Here is an 18746-nt window from a genome sequence, read left to right on the forward strand (position 1 = left end):
AACAACCTACAACTTGAAGAGTCAATAATGTTTATGCTCTGGACAATGAAGCATTTTCAATAGCACTTGATGAGCTCTGCTGTTTCGAAAGCTTATAAATCAAGTAAATGAGTAGGGTTCCTAAAAATGCGCACAAGGGAATCACAGTCAGTGCATATTGGAACGACTCGGGATTGTATTGTTTTAATCCTTCAGCATTGACAGTTCCATCCCAATAGAAATCCATTATTTTTCCTATAATGGTGTGAAAAAAAGAGCCGCCAAACATGTTGATGCAGTTTAGAAAAGCGATCGTTATTCCCAGATACTTTGTCGATACGAGAGATGATCCCGCTGCAAAAACAATCACTTGGTAGCAGCACAACAGCCCAATTGAGAAAAATAAAGCACTTAACAACCACCAATTAGTAATCGCATTCATAAGAAGTGCAACAAAAGCTAAAGCCAATCCAGTACCACATAACCCAATCACCGAGTAATTACCTATTTTTTTACTCAGATAGGCAAGTATGGGACCTCCAAAGATCATGCCTATAAATATGAAAGAGGTTAGAAGTGCTGCGTCAGATTTACTAAAACCGTAGACAGTTGTTAGATAGGGAACTCCCCAAATATCTGCAAAGCCTTCTAAAGCACCTACCATTAATAAATTAGCCAAGGCTAATATCCATAATATTTTTGAAGAAAATAACACAGACAGGTGTGACAAGTTGATGTCACTGGTTTGTGTCTCCTTCACTGAATTTGGAGTACGTAATACAAAATAAGCACAAAGACCTATAACTCCTGAGAGAATAGCTAATGCAACACCAACGGATTGTCCATCATAAGCAAGGATCCATTTTGCAACCGGTTTGCCTCCATAAATTGCACCTAATAGACCAAGACTAAAGGAGAAACCTATCATTTTTGAGTAGTGGAGCTTGCTGAACCATTGCGAAACCACTTTAGAAACTCCAAGAAAACCAACTGCAGACCCTGCACCAATTAAAAATCGGCTTAACAATGCCAGATAAAAATTACTGGTATAAATAAAAAGAAGCGCCCCAAGACTGCAAAGGCTTGCAAAAGCAAAAATCACTTTTCGTGCGCCATATTTATCAAGTAGGAGAGCCACTGGTATCTGCATGCCAGCGTATCCGTAATAATAAAACGCTGCAAGAAGACCAATTCCTGCTGCATCTATTGAAAATTGTGCCATTATTTCCTGCATCATCAACCCAGGCCAAAGCCGTAAAATGAATTGAAAAGCAAAAAATGCAACGGGAAAAAACCACATGAATATGGGTAAATACTTGTATTGTTGGATTTGTTCTGTTTGGTTCATTGTTACCCCTAGTCGTATAAATCAGTTAGTACAAACGCTTGCTTACCTCCCTAGAGAGGTGCGTGAATTTGTAACTGCTAGCCGCTCTAGGGTACGAAGGGTAAAATAATGACCACCACAGAAGATACGACTGAAGAAGAGACATTACCACGTAGCACAACATCTACAGTATTTACTGCATGATGTTTTGCATTCATGTTCATTAATTGGTAATTCATCATCGTAGTGGTGTGTTTAAACTAAATCTATATCTCTATAAAGTACCATGATGTTCCTATATTAGTCAATATGTGCTTTAGTTTTTTCTTAATGTAGGTTTTCAAAGGCCTGATCACGCATTCTTTTTGTTATCAAGGAATGGCAAGGCCAAGGAATGGGGACGGACCCCTGTGGGGTCCGTCCCCTAGTGTCGCTAGTTTCGTCGTCCCTAGTTTTATCCTCTAAATGTATTTAAAGATACAAGCCTTGGTACAGCCCAAGACGCAACTAAGGCATTTATCTGTAAATAGTATGTAAAATTAAAGGAATGGTTAAAATAACATCCATTTGAATTAACTATAATCTCAATTTCCCTTAATCAGATTGAAACCAAAAATGCTAGAATCCATTAAAAAATTGATTGCCACTGTGCCCAAGAGTGAGTCTGGTGCTATAGATTTAAGTAAAGCAACTCGTATTGCTGAAGGAGGCACGCATATTCTCTACCGATTCCCTGACGCTCCTTTTGTGATTAAAGTCATGAAGCAAAATCCTAACCCCAAAGAGATAGAAGAGTTAGTGAAAAAATACGTTGTTTTATACGAGTGTTTTGACAAAGATGGGAAACACAGATGCATTAGGGAACAACATCTTACTCATCCAGTTCTATTACCGGGCCAAAAAGATCCTCAAGATGCAGCACTTTCAATAGTACCTTATGAAACCTGTTTCAGGTCTAAAATAAAATTTGATTTTAAAATAATGCCAGCAGAACTTGACCCCTATTTGTTGGAACATCATCAAGAGTTATTCAATAAAGTCAATAAATCTTGTATTAACAACCCAAGCGCTGAGTTGGGGTTTGAATTTAATGAATACGGAGTGATTGATCCAACCATAGGGGCTATTTTACAACGTTTGGATCAAGATCCAGGACTCCGAGGAGTAATGGTCGAGTTTCTAAATCACTATCGTGATTTTTATCAAAAGACAAATATCATTTTAGATGCAATGGGATTTGAAAATATATTGTTTTTCAAAGATGAGAGTGATAGTTGGCAGTTTAAAATAGGCAGTGTCATTAAGCACGATACAGGGAAATACACTCAAGCGTTGTTCGTTGCAGTACATTCCGGAGCAGAAGTGAACTTTACTAGTTTCGTTAATTTTACTCACGCCTATTTTTCACCTGCAAACATTAGAGCAGTGAATGTGTGTGCGATGAAATTGGGAATAGAGCCAGTTATTAATGATGTGCGGATAGACACTAGGGATTTGTGTAAACTACCCCAGAATTTATCCGTTGGTGAGCGTATGCTTGCCTATGCGCGACATGGTGATTTTGAAACACTGAATAAAATACTCCAGGAAAATAAGGATACACTTAAGTTTGAGATCAGAGATTTCTGGGCCTATGAACTTATTGCAGACGAATACATAAATCATGGACAAGCAATTATAGACCTTAAAAAATACTTAGATGCAGTCAGACATCTTCCCATTGTTTTACCTGAGAACTTGGATGATGCACAAAGGGTGAAAGCCGCTAAAGCAGCGATTATTGACCGACACAGCATGCTAGATAGAAAATGGTTACTTCACAAAGAGCTTGTCACTTTCTTTTCAAGTTCTAAACTGGAGCATGTAGACCAAACACCTATGGAAAGGAACCTGTTGGTCTAATCCAGAGTTTAGCGACAGTCCTATCTGATTGATCACATTTTATTGTTTGCAATTCGGATAGGATTTACCGGTATCAATCGAGATCTCCTTATCTGAAATAGGTAGTTCGTGGTGATGCATAGCTCTTCTCTAGAAGTTTATGTGATAAATTATAGCTTTTTAATAGGCTTTGTATTGAGTTTCAAGTGCGGGGGTAATTATGAATGTTCCCCATATCAAATGGGCTATCGTGACTTTAAGTCATATGGGCTATCGTCTCAAGAAAATACGTTACGAAATAGTTCAAGAAACCGCTTGGTCTCAAGTTTATCGTTTTCATACCAATCAAGGGTTGGTGTATTTGAAAAAAGTCCCACCAGCACTTTCATTAGAGCCTGATGTAATTCAATTATTAGACAAACAATTTCATGGCCATGTTCCTCACATCCTAGCTCAAAATAAGGAACAGCATTGTTTTTTAATGCAAGATGCTGGAGTTCCTTTGCATGATTATTTTAAACAAGGATACAATGCTGAAGTGCTGATAGAGACTATGCAACATTATTCAGAGCTTCAGTTGTGTACTGCGGATAACATAGAGTGTTTTTTCAACTTGGGAGTACCAGACTGGCGCTTACAGCGATTGCCAAACTTGTATCGAGAATTACTTAATGAAGAACAATTATTGCTTGGTGATGGGATTACAGCCAATGAACTTGAGCTATTAAAGGGCTTGGATAAAAAAATACAAACAATTTGTGACCAATTGGCTCAATACAATATTCCTGACACCTTTGGTCACGCTGACTTTCATGACAAAAATATTCTAGTTAATCCCTCTACCCACCAAACTACTCTGATTGATTTAGGAGAAGTCGTTATTACCCATCCTTTCTTCTCTTTGGTTAATTGCATCTATCGATCTACCGAACCCTTTAAATTACCAAGTAGTCAATATAGACAGCTGATGGAGGCGTGCTTTAGGCAATGGCTTTCCCGTGAATCATCCATTCATTTATTTGAAATGATTAAGCTCATTGAGCAGTGTTGGTCGGTTCATGCTGTCTTAGGGGAGTATCGACTCATTAGAAGTATAGAGCCTACCGCATCCATGTCATTAAGTCGTCAGGGTCGGTTTGCTGAAAAGTTAAGAGCTTGGATGAGTGCGCAATAGGGTATCCTCAGGTGTACGAAGAAAGTATATCCGCTCTCTCACAGTCGCGTCTCAGTTAGAACAATGCCAACCGAGCCGCGACCGTAAGGGAGTGGATAACAAATTTATGTTAAATCACGAATTTTCGTTTTCGCTGTGTTTAACCAAACCTTGTGTCTCTATCTCTTCATTAAAAAATTTAACAAAAAAAGTCTTACTTAACAGGGGATTCTTTTTATTTATTCTTGTGAACTCAGCAGTAAACCCACATTTTCTATAAAATTCAGGTGCTTGAAAGGCGCTAGTCACTAAATTGATGTTATTAAACCCTTGGCCTTTAAAGTGATTTTCAAGTGCGATCAATAATTGTCTTCCTAACCCTTTACTGCGGTGGTTACGGTCTACCCAAATGTCATCGACATAGATTTCTGCAAATGCGGTGAACGCATTAATTACACCTAAAGCATGGCCATTTTGATTGGAAATAGTTATGGAAAAACGACGGTAATTAACATCAATACCATGACTCGTTTCATAAGCGACGAGATCATGAGACATACGCTTTTCGGTAGTTGCATCAATTTCATCAACAAATCGGATTTTATATTCTTCCTGCGTTTTTAAAGAATCGCAGTTAGGATACGCACGAGTATCAAAACGAAAAATAATCCGTTTGACGGGTTTGGTGTCGTATTTAACTGTTTTAACCTCTTCCTGATAGTCATGAGCTGTAAAGCGTGAAATGGATTTTTCCCAAAAGAAAAGACCGCGGGTATTTTCTGGAATAACAGAAACCTCCCATACACCAGGATGCCTCTTCCACAGTTCTGCAGCAGCAAGATTAGCGATGCCTTTTCTTTGAAATTTGGCGAGAATGAAAAATTCGCCCATGTTCCAATCAGTATTCGGATAGTGTCCTTCTTGATTCAGAAGAGCAAAACCCGCCAGTTCATTGCCAACTTTGATAAAATACGCTTTTCTCGTGGGGTCTTCGAAGTACGTTTTGAAGTCAAAGCTTTCGTACAAACCATCAGAAGGGCAAGCCCAGTCCTCTGATGTAAAACCACAGTCACGCGAAAGATCATAGACGTAAAATCTGGCCATGTTTTGGAGGATGGGGTAATCATCCAAGGTTGTTGCAACAAGGTTTAGAGAAGCCTGTAATTCTTTGATGTTCACCGCATTGTCTCCCAAACGACTAAAGCTCGTAAAAAAATCGTAAAATTTTACACCATATCCGCAGCGAACCTACATTTTTCATATAATTCTTAAATTATTTTTAAGTTTTAATCGGGTGTTCTTCATGAAAAAAGAAAAATTGGCGCTTCACATCGATCCATTAGCTCATTCAAGAGCTTCATCTACCGCCTTAACATTACAACAACTGAATAAAGAAAAGGAAAAGAAAGATACTGCTGAAGAAACTGTAAAAGTACGTTGTAAGATTTGTTTTAAGGAGATTGCGCCGATCCCTCGTTGCTTTGGTCATGGCGGGGGTGCAGGTGGCGGAGGAACTGATTCTGAGAACGCCGCTGAAAAGAATGATAAGCAAGACAATGAACCTCCTTTCAACATGGATGATCAATTCGCCGTGGACCATGAGGAGTTGATGGGTGAATTGAATAGAGTGGATACCATAGAGATTGGAGAGGAACTTGATCCAGAGGATCGGCCTGATGACAATAGCTTTGATCCAGATGTTATTGCAGAGTTAGTCGCTAAGGATTTATTGCTTATTAATCCTGATCGGAAATCAATGACTCTAACCATTGAATTGCAGTGTGATCTAAAGACACTTTCTAAAGAACAAAGAAAAGAGCTAAAGACCTTCATGAATGCTATAAAGAAGGAGTTCAATGCTTTCAAAGAGCAACATCATTTATCTGATGAATGCATTCAAGTAGCAGAGGATGAAAAAGGGAATTTACTTTCACTTCGAATCAATTTACCAAAAGTCGCTTTATACGATGCATTTATCCAACAATTAGCGGCTCATTTACAGCCGAGGCCAAGTCTCAATTCACGGAATAAAGACGAGCCACAAATAAATGGTTTTGAACCTAATCCGCTGTCTATGAAACCTAATCCATCAAGTAAAATCAAGGAACATGGACAAGGTGAGATGAATCAAAATCAATACAATACTGCCGAAAAAGTTGAGCCTCAATCTGAAGAAAGTGTTGTTTTTAACCCATCTCCTTTATCAATCGATTTGAAACGTTGGTAAAACAGTACCTTAGTAAGGATTGTCAGGTTGTAATAGAAGTCTAAAACTAGGCACTAAGTTTAAAACTTGGTTTGTTAATCAATTGATTGTATGATTCCGAAAAATTAAATAACTAGGAGTTATACATGTCAATTCCATATATTGATCAAGGCGAGTTTTTAAAAGCGATCAATGCTGGTCTCTTGTATTTAGGCGGAGGCACAGCGGGCCAATTTGTTGTTGAACAAATTTTGTTTGGTAATAAAAAGTCCTTCAAGTCCTTTTTCAATAACTCTTCAAACATGGGATTTTTCCAGCCCTTTAAAACCAGAGAGGATTTGCTAAAAATTTATTCTCCCTTAACTGCGCCAGTGGTCTTTGGTCTATACGCTGCTGAGATGTTTATCGGTTTTGCAGTGAACGTATTAAAGCTTGCTCTATCCGCACTTAGTTTTAATGGAGAGGCTTTAAAACAAAATGCTATCGATTCTGCTAAATGCTTAGTGAATACGATTGCTTTATGTATCGCTGCTCTAGTGAGCCCACTCGTTAATTTAATGGATATCATTGGTTCAACTCTGAACACAGCGAATGAAGAGTTAGAAGGATGCTGCGTAGAGCGACCCTCCATTTTTTAAGACGATAAAAACCTTGATGCGGCCTCAGGCGTAATCAAGGTTTTCATTAACCAATTAAATCAATCACATCAGCAAAATAACTAGGAGGCTCATTTCTCATATACCACGCTAAGACAAGTGCGTTCTCGTACGATTGACCAGAGTTAAGTACTGATAATTGATTTTGGTCCAGGTAAGGTTGACATAACTCAGTAGACAACACCCCAAAACCATAGCCTTCAATAAATAAACCCAGTAATGATTCATTGATATTCACAAAATGACGTTCTGGTCGGATGTGTTTTAGTAAATCATAGTGCTTGAGATAATTTAAGGTCATGGTATCGGATTCATCAAAATCGATGATTCGTTCTGCTTGCAATATTTCTTTCAAATCCCTGTTTTTCCAAGATGATGGACCGACAAGAACATATTGCTCTGCTTTGATCGGCTTGATCTGCATTTCTTTGAAAACATATTGAGGTTCTATGATGACAAAATGACTGGCGCCAGTTTGTAGCGAGTTAATTCGTTGTGGCGAATCATTGATGTCGAAGCTGAGAAGCAAGTTGGGGTATTTTCTCATTAATGTTCGGCACTTAGGAATAATTCGCGAGGTCATGATACTAGTAGGACCACTAATGCTTAGTCTTACTGTTGCTTCAACACCGGCTCCATTAATGTTGGCCAATGCATGTCCTTCAAGTTCTTGAGTTGCATAACAATAACGTAGTAGGGCTTCGCCCTCAGAAGTGAGTAACACGCCATGATGCGTTCGGATGAATAAGGTCGTCTGTAAACGGGTTTCAAGAGTTCTAATTCTTTGAGTCACTGCGGTTTGTGTTAAATGGATGGCTTTCGCTGCGGCGTGCATGCTTTTGCGTTGAGCTACAGCAAGAAATACCTGTAAGTGCGGATCGAGTAGAGAAGCTTTTAAGTTCATGATTATTTATCCACGACCTCAAGAAAGTTAGCTTCCGTTTTATCTGGAAATTTTTCCTTAATCAGGGCCATTCCTCGGTGATTGGGTAAAATAAATTTCCCTATTTCTACTAAATAAAATTGCTCAAATTCTGGAATAATACATTTTAAACAATGAAATCCAGTATTCGTTCCAGCGATCGTTGCAGTATAAATTGAAAATCCTTTACTGCGAATACGTTCGATAATGGTATGAAATTGCTTCTCCAGAGACTTGTCTCCTTGATAGCCAAGTAGCGAATCAAAAGTGACAGTACGAGCATGTTGAATTAATGGCAAAACATCGGCTTTTGCACAGCGTGCTAATAGTGGGGCTTTGGCAAAATTGCTCATTATTTGGTCTTGATTACTTGATAAGTGTTTATTCAATACATGTAAGGGCTGCAAGGATTCTAACAAAGCTCTTTCTAGAGCATAGTCTTTAAATAAGGAGGTTCCACAACCAATTGGCTGTATGGTCATCTCTTGCTTAGTCATAGAAACAAGAATGGTAGGAATCCCAATATCACTGGTAATATCTACTAGAATAAGTTCTTCGTTATATTCTTTTTCAATGTGGTTGATAATCACTTGTAAGTGCTGAGGTACCGATCGTTTATCGATGATATTCATTGGATGATTCAGTAAAAATGCTTGGATTAGGAATAGGGAATAGGCGTCACGCTCCACTGATTCATTTAAAGCATGAATACTTGCTTCTAATTCACTTGTCCCTGAAGCAATGCCTGAATCGCAGGCATTCCAAGCATAGGGTTTATAATCAAACTTATCTCCTGGTGCAGGCTTTTTTGCATAGCGCGGATCAAGCATATACAGAGGATAATAGAGCTCTTCTCCCGTGATGATTTCTAAACATCGCGTAAAAGGGATTTTTTCTTTGCGTTGATAAATTTGAGGATCCAATAAGCCGTATTTCTTAAGAGAATTGATAATGATTGGGTTCTCTAAAGAGTCATATCGATGTGTAGGATGATCGAGTTGGCAGAAGGCATGTACAGCAAAATGCTCTAATGCTTCGAAGCATGAGCTGACTTTCGATTGCAAGCCTATTCCCTTCCCACAACCATAAAATACAGTGTTATTTTGAGGGTCAATCAATTTGCAATGATAGGTTTTAATCTCTTTCCCGTAGGCGCAAAATTCAGCACTTAAATGGAGTTCTTTGATTGTTGACTCAGCGATTTGCATTGCAATTTCGGGTGAATACTGCCTTTCAGCATTGATGTTCATGAATTACTCCTAAACCACGTGCTTTTATCGGAACAAATTTTCCATCCCTTATTAAACTAAAGTTTTCCAATTCCGGAATGAGGGTGTATGTGATTGCAAGACCAGAATCTGACTCATACAAAACAGTCGTGTAAACATTGGCTTGGTGTTTTGTTAACTGCACGATCATTTGTTCAATTTGGCTCTTTAGATTGTGACTCAATGAGTACGAGACAATTTGATTCCAGTTTACTTCAACAAATAATTGTTTATCGATTAATGAGTTCAAATCACCAATCATGGCTTTATGCAATAAAGGGCATTTAGAAAAAAAATGCAAGGTTTTTTCTCTATAGGTTACGGCTTCCTCATTTAATCTATCTTTGTATTGGATTGTCTCAAACAGTGCTTGTTTTAGGGCCACTTCTTTGGAGAGTGAAGCGCCAAAGCCTTGTGGTTGGAACACCATATTCTGTTTCGAAAAACTGACTACAAAGGCAGGGATATTCAAATCACTCGTTATCTCTAAAATAATAAGATGTTCATTACAATTCTTTTCAATGGCTGAGACTATGAGAGCCAAACTCTTTGGAAGGGTTTCTTTTAAGAGGAGTCGAGCTGGGACTGGGTTCTTAGTTACAATTGATTTTAAAAGAAACAAAGAATAAGCATCTCGTTCTATCCATTGATTAATGCCATGGATAATTGCCTCCTCACGCGTAGCTCCTATCGATAAACCAGTATCATCGCTTAATTCACACAGATGATCATTTTGCAAGGGATATAACTTAGGAATGAACGAGTAAATTAAACTTAGAGGGTAATACAGTGTATTAGATGGGTTTAGATAATGCGTTAATTCCATCCATGGGTAGTTTTTTTGTTGGTATTGTTTTTGAAGAAGGAGTTTGGGCATTAATTGATTATCTTGCAAAAATTGGCTTGAGGGGGAAGTAACAGAGGAAAAGGAGTGAATGTTATTCAGACGACGATGCTTACATAGCTTAATACTGATGGATTTCTCTAAGGATTCATACAACGCTTTGACTTGAGCCTGTTGACTTAAACCACTCGCACCTCCTAAGGAAGACAATTGCAGTTGGTCATCGTTTGCAGCACAGAGATAAGTGCTCAACTGAATCTCATCTCGATCCATTTCACCAATGCACTTAAAACGAGGAGTAATGAGGTTTTTCCTAGATTCCTCTAAACCTATTAATAATGCATCCTTTAGATTATAGGCGCGTTGTGCAACAACCTCATCGGAAATATCCATAACCATTACTCCTTGTATTGAAAGGGAGCTACTTCAGTAACTCTTCTAATTCCTCGTATTTTTCGATATCAAACTCGCCATATCCTGGGCCAGCAAACTTAGTTCTGCCGTAGTCTTTGTCAAGTGTTTTATATACGATGATGGGTTCTTGTTGATCGGTATTTTCAAACATAATTGCTCCTTTGGGGTGTGTTAAAATTCACGTTTTGCATGTCAGGACTTACTAAATACCCCAAGGTCGAGGCAAAAGACATTTTTAACGAAGAGATTGGGGTTGTTCGTAAGTCCTGATCTAGAGGATAGTTCTAGTTGAAGGCTTGTGGGTAATGGAAAGAATCCATCACGTAATAAGAAATTTTAATAGGTAGGATTTATTTTAAGCGCGAAGACCCTGCAAAACTTAGTTAGAGCTGCCAAAATATTCATTAACACAACCAGGCGCAATTCGAACTGCAATGGGCTTGACTTCACGTTTTGCTTTTTCAAGATCTTCTGTATCGTAGGCGTTTTTAAGAGCCGCTTGCATTTCACTGTTGTTTGTCATGCATTCACATAGAGGTTCAATCGCAGCCGTTAATCGTGGATCAGTGACTTCCTTTTTGCCCTCTTCAATGCAGCTTTCCTTGAACGTTTTAACAAAATCGGTATAGCTACCTTTGTCCCAATAATGGTGTGTATAAACACGAATCAGGGCAACAACAATAGCAGTAACAACTATGTTTTTTATGGATATCATTGCATGACCTTGGTAAAAGGATTGTTATTTTTCTTTTCAGGTTGTCGGCACGAATTTAAATAACTTTAAATACCCAATTTCCAATGTCTTTTGCTTAGCTAGTCATTATTTGTGCATAGATTTCTGGGGTAGTTGTATTTTCTAATCCTAAATCTTTCTTTGAGGGGGCTGGTTGCTGCTTTCCAGTGAAAAAGGATGCAATACTTTTCGAGAAATATTTTGCAGGCAAGTAGGGTTTCCCTAAATGGGAATAAGCTGGTTTCCCTTCCAGAATAGCTTGGTTTAGTAATGCACCTGGTACTGCTTGGGCGATTCTATCAGCAACCGATGCTGCTTCTGAGCCTGAAATAGTAGCCTTAATGAATGCATTTGCATAAAGGGGTTTATTCATCGTTAATTCCGGTGTTTTAAGCCTTTTGGCAATATCATCGGGGAGGATAATTTTAAATTGCTTGCTGATCAGTGGATGTTTTTCATAAATGGTTAGTATCGTTTGTAAATAAGTGTCTAAATCTTGTATACCAGGATGTAAACCGAGACGAACTTGGATAGTCGGATGATTCTTTAACTCTGTTAACAAGCAATTTAAAAAATCAGTATCAACCTCTAAGGGTTGAGTCGTACTGCTTACAAAAGCAAGTGACTGCTTGGGCTCAATGTGTAAAGCGTCTAGTATTGCTTTGGGGTTTTTTGAGCTCATTGAAGTTGCGGCATAAGCATTATCAATACTTAAATGACCCGTAAAATAGATTTTGTCTTCCTGGACTTCAAAATCCTCTTTGGCAGTAGCTAGGGGGAGGGCCCATTTCACATTGGATTTTTTACTCAAAGCAGGTAAATGATCCCATAAGCTATGTTTTACTGGCTTAAACATAAACTCATAAGCCATTAATACAGGAGTATCTAATTGAGTCGCTATCTGAAATGGTAGTGTGTTATTCACTGAAGGTATACCAATAAATGCGTAATTAATGTGAAGCTTTTGTGTGTATTGTTTGATTGCATCTAATTGTTGTTCAGTTACACCACTTTCGGGAAATTCATCAGATTTAGATTGAAGAATACTTGGGAGAGTTATTATAGAGACTTGAGATTTCGTTCTAAAATTCTCTACTCTTTGTTGAGCGGCTTTGGTCAATGAAATAATCACTGATTCATGTTTACCTTTCTGCTCTAGAGCATTGATTGTTTTTAACGCTAAATCACTATCCCCAACACTATTGACGATAAATGCAATTTTCATGGATGTTCACACTTAATCACTTGGTATCAAATTTTAGCATTTTTTGTTTTTAAAAAGCCATCCCTTAAACACCATGTCAAAAACAAAATACGGACTTTGTTAACCGAGCCGCGAACCCTGAGGGTTGAGGAATCGACTCATTGTTTAAAATGGGGCATTTATACCAAAGGTCGGGCGCTTCACCTAATGGCGCTGCCTTAAGCGGTGTCATTAGGTTGGCCCCCATCGGTCCGCTTGCTGACGCGCGCGGCTCGGTTTCTTCTTTGTTATCTAAATCAAATGCTAGTCACAGCAGGGAGTGAATCGGTCCGCTTGCTGACGCGCGGCTCGGTTTCTTCTTTGTAATCTGAATCAAACGCTAGTCACAGCAGGGAGTGAATCGGTCCGCTTGCTGACGCGCGCGGCTCGGTTTCTTCTTTGTAATCTGAATCAAACGCTAGTCACAGCAGGGAATGAATCGGTCCGCTTGCTGACGCGCGCGGCTCGGTTTCTTCTTTGTTATCTAAATCAAACGCTAGTCACAGCAGGGAGTGAATCGGTCCGCTTGCTGACGCGCGGCTCGGTTTCTTCTTTGTTATCTAAATCAAATGCTAGTCACAGCAGGGAGTGAATCGGTCCGCTTGCTGACGCGCGCGGCTCGGTTCGTTCTTTGCTGTCTGAATCAAACGCTAGTCACAGCAGGGAATGAATCGGTCCGCTTGCTGACGCGCGTGGCTCGGTTCGTTCTTTGCTGTCTGAATCAAATGCTAGTCACAGCAGGGAGTGAACCGAGCCGCGCGCGTCAGCAAGCGGATATGGAACTATCCGCTTTCACGAATGATACTGCTTAAGGCAGCGCCATTCGGCGAAGCGCCGGACCTTCGCTTACTGACCATCAGGGAAGAGATTAGTGGGGCACTATAATAGGAGTCGATTCCTCAGCCGTCAGGGAGCGGAAAACCAGACTAGAAGGAATCCTCGTAACTGTTATAATTAACGAAAACCAACTAATTACCATTTATCTGTTACATACACTAAAGAGCCTGATAAGATACAGTTCCCCTATTCATACATGAGAATAAATGATGTCAGCCAAAGAAGAGCGCCGATGTATTGAGGTAGTTTCTTATAATACCGATTGGCCTAGGCAATTCGAAGAAGAAGCAGCGGGGGTTAAAAAAGCGTTAGGCAATAATGGCATTCAGATTCATCCTATTGGTTCAACATCAGTGCCTGGCTTAGCAGCAAAACCAGTTATTGATATGATTCCCTTCATATCAATGAAAGCTACGCAGCTCGCTTTATGGTTGCTCATGATATAAGGCAATTAGCTCTTTACTTGAAGTACACCCTAAAGTTTCCATCAGTTTCGCAATGGTCCCTTCGACTGTCCTATAGGAAACATGGTTATCCCGTGCAATTTCTTTAGCTGATTTTCCTTGGGCCAACAGCTTGAAATAAAGTGCTTGCTGTTCCGACAAATCGACTTTGGTATGATGTATCTTATGAAACACAGTGAAATCCTTTTTTTCCAAAGTTGATTTTAAGGGTTTTGGTGGAATTATGTCATCACCAAACGCAGCTTTAATGATCGAGTGAGCATGCGCATCTAATTGCCCATCATCTCCCTGAATAGTTAGTTTGGCGATTTGTTTGTATAAACTGTCTCTCTTGTCATGTAATTGATCAAAGAAATCATCCAAACTGGTCATGGGCAATAAATGCGGGGTATTGCGTGAGGTACGTTCCATTTGCACAGGTGTGCTCACATTTAAAAATACAGTCATCTCACTCTGTAATAACTGTCGATTTTTTTCAGAGCAAGCAACGCTTGCATCGGTTGTCACAACAATGTGTTCCTGAGTGCATAAGTTAGATAGGATGTTGTACTGACAATCATAAAAAGAATCTTGACCTTGCTCTCCAAGTATTTCATGCAGGTGGCGCCCAATTTGAAATTCTAAGCCGAAGTCAACATCAACAAATTGCCAGCCTAATCTGTCTGCAATTGTCTTTGCAAGTAACCCTTTGCCTGCACCAGGTTGTCCAATAATAAAAATTCGTTGTGGTTGGTTCATTCTATCTATCTCCTACATCCGGTTGATATAATAATTATACAGATTGCGCGTATTGTGTATCAATACGTAGAACCACGTGAAAATCGAACATAGTGATATTGTTTCACCTTAAGTTTAATATAGCAGATCAGATTTAACATGTTGCAACTCCAAAACCTGACACTAAATAGGGACGGACCGGGACGGACCCCTGTAAGAAATGGTCTCGGACCGTCCCCAAATTGGCACACAATTTTTATAAAATTGTCTTACCCGCGAAAGGCGGGGACCCATCTAAAAAAGTAGCACAGTGATACTTTTCCTTGATAACGAGGTATAAATGGATTATAATCGCTCAAATTGAATAAATTTAATATCAACTCATATCAGTGAACTTAATAGAATGAAAGACCAAACAATCAATCCGATTCAAAATCAGTTGGGTTTTGCATACTCTCAATCTATTGTGTGCACTCAAAAAGAACCAAGATACCCCAGCCATAAAATCATTCCTAAATTGATTTCCTTGTAATTCTTAACACAAGCAACAAAACAAACAATTATTTAATGAATCAATATGAGGAATATTTATCATGCCCGGTTTTTTTGAAGAAAATAGGAAACTGTTAGCAAACGCTCGAGAAAATGGAAATCAAGATAATTTAGTTCATAAGGACTACCTACCTCTTGCCTTATTTAGGACAATTCAGAAGGAAGCTCAATACAATAGCTATTTATTATTAAAAGAAGAGGTTCCCAACAAATTGAAATTAATATGGGAAAATATGAGGTTGAATCAAAATGAGGATGCATTTTTAAATGGTATCAAAGAGTTAACTCAACAAATTATTCAAGTGCCAGAATATATAAACGAACTCTGTCCCCCCTTCCACATGAATATCCCTGCGGATAGAGACAAGCATTCTATTTTTCTAGTTGAAGCGATAGCACGTTCACTACTGGACGATTTGGGATTGAATTTATGGAGAGCCGCCAATTTGGGAGCAGCTAACTGCCCTAAAAACAGTAACTTATTTCTTACTGAGATGCATGATCTGCTTTTTGCCTTGATGAAAGCAGGATTAGAAATTACAGACGATCTAGGTATATTAATAATGCATATCGAAAGCTATAGAACAGATATGAATAAACACAATCTTATCGAATTGTTACAGGAGATGAATCAGTCTGGATTTGATTATTTAAAGGTACGAAACTTCGAGAGAATTCAAGGGGTTTTAAATGATTACATGAAAATTGAGGCAGACTTGAATCCTAAGTATCCTCCTTTTTTTCAATATTTAAATAAGGAGCGAATTCAAGAGGTTAAAGATACCTTAGAATTTATAGAAAATAAAAAGTCAGAAAACCAGCCTAGGTTTAATTAATTGCGGAATCAAGAAGGGCTCCTAAAAACTTTACCTATTAGGGGCCTCCTGAGCTCGTTTCATTCATAACTTCAAATAGAACAGGCTAATTCTATTTAATACTGTCTTGGTAGTAGGGACGGACCGGGACGGACCCCTGTAAGAAATGGGCAGTTTGTATGAATTAATGTATGAATTAAAGCAGGGCCTATTCTCGTAAGTTCCATTTGAGTTAAAAGTTTGCTAAGTTAAGTTTTTCAATGACTGTTTTGAATCCATATGAAGCGATTTCATTATGTCTTGTTTCTGGTCTTAATGAGTGGACTTTTAGGCTCTCTCAACCTTTATGCTGCTAATGAAAGTAACGATTATGCTTTATTTGAAAAACTATTTACTGATTGGACGCTTGCATTTAATCAAAAAAAACTGGCGCAAACTTGTGCGCTATTTTCCAAAGACTTAAAAGCTGATTTTCAAGGTGCACCAATAAAGAGCTATGATTCCATTTGTGAAGGATTTAAAAAAGTATTTCGGCAAAAAGAGAAGCGCTATCACTATCGCTTTAAAATAAACCAAGTATATCGCTCTGGTAATCTTGCAGCAGTGAGGATTACCTGGTATTTCCTGGAATACAAGAAGGGAAGGCTCATTTCGAAGACACAAGATGAAGGTTTAGATGTTTTTTTAAAGGACTCTAATCATCAATGGAAAATTGTAAATTACATTGCATACCCAGTCGTTTGACAGGTATTTTTAGGGTAAGTGTCATTGTCCTTCAATTGGCAATCATCTAATGGATAAAATAAGCAAAAATGAACTTTAAACGTCATTGGCAACTATCTGTTGCACTGTTATCGATAGCAGCAATTATCACCCATTTTTTTTTGCAAGTCGGTGACTTACCTTATGCAAACGGGCCATTGCTGATAGCCTTAACTATTGGTGGCATTCCTTTACTGTTACAAATTCTTGTCAAGTTTATAAAGGGTGATTTAGGCGCTGATTTATTAGCAGGGTTGGCATTAATCACGGGTGTTTTTCTGCAAGAATATTTGGCATCCATCATTATTATTCTAATGCTAGCTAGTGGGCAGTCCCTCGAGCGGTATGCAATGCGCAAAGCTTCTTCCGTTTTGTTAGCGCTTGCTGAACGCATGCCTTCCATAGCTCATCGAAAAGTAGATAACCATATTGAGAACATTCATTTTGACACTATTGGTCTAAATGACGAAATAGTCATTTATCCTCATGAAACATGTCCAGTTGATGGCGTCGTAGTTGAGGGACATGGTTCCATGGATGAGTCCTATCTAACTGGGGAACCTTATCAAATTTCAAAAGCTCCAGGGGCTTTTGTGATGTCTGGGGCAATTAATGGTGAATCCCTGTTGGTGATTAAATCCACACGTTTAGCTACTGACTCACGTTATGCTTCTATAGTAAAAGTCCTTGAAGAAGCAGTGCAGAAGCGCCCGGCGATAAGGCGTTTAGGTGATCAGATCGCTATGGTTTTTGCGCCTGTTGCTTTGTTATTTGCTATCTTAGCGTGGTACTTTACTGGAGATTCATTACGATTTCTTGCTGTTTTAGTCATAGCCACGCCTTGTCCATTATTGATTGCCATTCCAATTACCATAATCAGTGCAATTTCAAAAGCCGCAAAAAAATCCATCATCATTAAAGATCCAACCGTGTTGGAACAATTACCAATTTGTAAAACGGCGATTTTTGATAAAACTGGAACATTAACCTATGGGAAACCAATTTTAAACGAAGTCCGTGTTGTTTCACCGTATACGCGAGAGCAAGCAATACAGTACACAGCAAGTCTAGAACGGTATTCAAAGCATCCATTAGCATCTGCAGTTTTAAAGGCAGCTGAAAAGGACGGAATTGTATTACTCGAATCATCCAATATTTCAGAGACTCCTGGTCAAGGTTTATGGGGAATGATTGATAATCACTCCGTTCATGTTACGGGGCGTAAAAAACTATTAATAAATCATCCAGAATTCCGTTCAATAATTCCCGATGAAAAATCTGGCCTAGAGTGTATGGTATTGATTGATAACCACTATGCAGCAACATTGTATTTTCAAGATGAGGCAAGACCTGAAAGTCAACCTTTTATTAGCCATTTAAAGCCATCACATCAATTTAATAAAGTGATGTTGGTTTCTGGAGATCGTAAATCAGAGGTCGATTATCTTGGAAAACTACTTCATATAAGTGATATCTATGCTTTGCAAACGCCCGAACAAAAATTAGCTATTGTACGTGAAGAGGTTAAAACGGCGCCTACTGTTTTTATGGGAGATGGTATTAATGATGCGCCAGCATTAACTGCTGCTACGGTAGGCATTGCTTTTGGTCAAAACAGCAATGTGACCTCAGAAGCTGCAGGGGTTGTTATTATGGAAAATACATTAAATAAAGTAGATGAGCTTTTTCATTTGTGCTTGACTACGCGGAAGGTTGTTTTGCAAAGCGCATTAGGTGGAATGTTACTGAGCATCATTGGAATGTGTTTCGCTGCTTTTGGATATATTTCCCCTGTAAGTGGTGCAATCATTCAGGAGATTATAGATGTTTTGGCAATTATAAATGCTCTTCGCTTAACTTGGGGTTCCGACATTAAAATTGATTTATTCACGTTTGGGCAGAGCAACAAATGGAATCCTTAGTGACTGTGATATGGGTTTGGTAACAAAACGATAGAGGCTAATGACCAGCCA

General features: G+C 38.8%; 17 protein-coding genes. 8 read left to right on the plus strand and 9 right to left on the minus strand.

Annotated features, from left to right (window positions below; genetic code table 11):
- Positions 1 to 31: 31 nt before the first annotated feature.
- Entirely contained in the window at positions 32 to 1327 is a 1296-nt protein-coding gene (locus Lwal_RS14930) for an MFS transporter (protein WP_058481594.1), read from the minus strand.
- A 594-nt stretch (positions 1328 to 1921) separates the two neighbouring features.
- On the opposite strand from Lwal_RS14930, the gene Lwal_RS14935 reads away from it, so the two are divergent.
- Both Lwal_RS14935 and Lwal_RS14940 read left to right on the plus strand, forming a co-directional pair.
- Positions 1922 to 3208, plus strand: coding sequence for a hypothetical protein (locus Lwal_RS14935; RefSeq protein ID WP_058481595.1), 1287 nt, complete (start codon positions 1922 to 1924; stop codon positions 3206 to 3208).
- Between the two features lie 199 nt (positions 3209 to 3407).
- A complete protein-coding gene (locus Lwal_RS14940) occupies positions 3408 to 4361 on the plus strand; it encodes a phosphotransferase (RefSeq protein WP_058481596.1) in 954 nt (317 codons plus the stop codon).
- Positions 4362 to 4475: 114 nt separating this feature from the next.
- On the opposite strand, the gene Lwal_RS14945 is transcribed toward Lwal_RS14940, so the two are convergent.
- On the minus strand, positions 4476 to 5519 hold the full coding sequence (locus Lwal_RS14945; protein ID WP_058481597.1) for a GNAT family N-acetyltransferase: 1044 nt from the start codon (positions 5517 to 5519) through the stop codon (positions 4476 to 4478).
- 124 nt (positions 5520 to 5643) lie between these two features.
- On the opposite strand from Lwal_RS14945, the gene Lwal_RS14950 reads away from it, so the two are divergent.
- Both Lwal_RS14950 and Lwal_RS14955 read left to right on the plus strand, forming a co-directional pair.
- Positions 5644 to 6567, plus strand: coding sequence for a hypothetical protein (locus Lwal_RS14950; RefSeq protein ID WP_058481598.1), 924 nt, complete (start codon positions 5644 to 5646; stop codon positions 6565 to 6567).
- 125 nt (positions 6568 to 6692) lie between these two features.
- A complete protein-coding gene (locus tag Lwal_RS14955; RefSeq protein WP_058481599.1) occupies positions 6693 to 7184 on the plus strand; it encodes a hypothetical protein in 492 nt (163 codons plus the stop codon).
- Positions 7185 to 7230: 46 nt separating this feature from the next.
- On the opposite strand, the gene Lwal_RS14960 is transcribed toward Lwal_RS14955, so the two are convergent.
- The 6 genes from Lwal_RS14960 to Lwal_RS14980 form a co-directional block, all read right to left on the minus strand.
- Complete coding sequence (locus Lwal_RS14960) at positions 7231 to 8106, minus strand: LysR family transcriptional regulator (protein WP_058481600.1); 876 nt, start codon at positions 8104 to 8106, stop codon at positions 7231 to 7233.
- Positions 8107 to 8108: 2 nt separating this feature from the next.
- Complete coding sequence (locus Lwal_RS14965) at positions 8109 to 9374, minus strand: YcaO-like family protein (RefSeq protein WP_058481601.1); 1266 nt, start codon at positions 9372 to 9374, stop codon at positions 8109 to 8111.
- Positions 9358 to 10629 (minus strand): YcaO-like family protein, encoded by a 1272-nt coding sequence (locus Lwal_RS14970; RefSeq protein WP_058481602.1) that lies wholly within the window; start codon positions 10627 to 10629, stop codon positions 9358 to 9360. Before Lwal_RS14970 ends, Lwal_RS14965 begins: the two co-directional genes overlap by 17 nt.
- A gap of 28 nt (positions 10630 to 10657) precedes the next feature.
- On the minus strand, positions 10658 to 10801 hold the full coding sequence (locus tag Lwal_RS17460) for a hypothetical protein (RefSeq protein ID WP_157066290.1): 144 nt from the start codon (positions 10799 to 10801) through the stop codon (positions 10658 to 10660).
- 228 nt (positions 10802 to 11029) lie between these two features.
- Complete coding sequence (locus Lwal_RS14975; protein ID WP_058481603.1) at positions 11030 to 11365, minus strand: hypothetical protein; 336 nt, start codon at positions 11363 to 11365, stop codon at positions 11030 to 11032.
- Between the two features lie 94 nt (positions 11366 to 11459).
- Positions 11460 to 12608: a hypothetical protein gene (locus Lwal_RS14980; RefSeq protein ID WP_058481604.1), complete on the minus strand. Its 1149-nt coding sequence runs from the start codon at positions 12606 to 12608 to the stop codon at positions 11460 to 11462.
- 1061 nt (positions 12609 to 13669) lie between these two features.
- Between Lwal_RS14980 and Lwal_RS14985 the strand changes: the two genes are divergently transcribed.
- Positions 13670 to 13909, plus strand: coding sequence for a GrpB family protein (locus Lwal_RS14985; protein ID WP_058481605.1), 240 nt, complete (start codon positions 13670 to 13672; stop codon positions 13907 to 13909).
- Here Lwal_RS14985 and Lwal_RS14990 read toward each other — a convergent pair.
- Positions 13889 to 14665, minus strand: a complete 777-nt coding sequence (locus Lwal_RS14990; RefSeq protein ID WP_058481606.1) for a shikimate kinase — start codon at positions 14663 to 14665, stop codon at positions 13889 to 13891. The genes Lwal_RS14985 and Lwal_RS14990 overlap by 21 nt on opposite strands.
- Before the next feature lie 572 nt (positions 14666 to 15237).
- Between Lwal_RS14990 and Lwal_RS14995 the strand changes: the two genes are divergently transcribed.
- From Lwal_RS14995 to Lwal_RS15005, 3 genes are all read left to right on the plus strand, one after another.
- Positions 15238 to 16032 carry a hypothetical protein gene (locus Lwal_RS14995; protein WP_058481607.1) on the plus strand — a complete coding sequence of 265 codons (795 nt, stop codon included), beginning with the start codon at positions 15238 to 15240 and terminating at the stop codon, positions 16030 to 16032.
- A 258-nt stretch (positions 16033 to 16290) separates the two neighbouring features.
- Positions 16291 to 16755 (plus strand): YybH family protein, encoded by a 465-nt coding sequence (locus tag Lwal_RS15000; RefSeq protein WP_058481608.1) that lies wholly within the window; start codon positions 16291 to 16293, stop codon positions 16753 to 16755.
- A 68-nt stretch (positions 16756 to 16823) separates the two neighbouring features.
- A complete protein-coding gene (locus Lwal_RS15005) occupies positions 16824 to 18695 on the plus strand; it encodes a heavy metal translocating P-type ATPase (RefSeq protein WP_058481609.1) in 1872 nt (623 codons plus the stop codon).
- The last annotated feature ends 51 nt before the right edge of the window (positions 18696 to 18746 follow it).

Origin of the sequence: Legionella waltersii, from assembly GCF_001468085.1 — a bacterium.
Lineage (GTDB): Bacteria > Pseudomonadota > Gammaproteobacteria > Legionellales > Legionellaceae > Legionella > Legionella waltersii.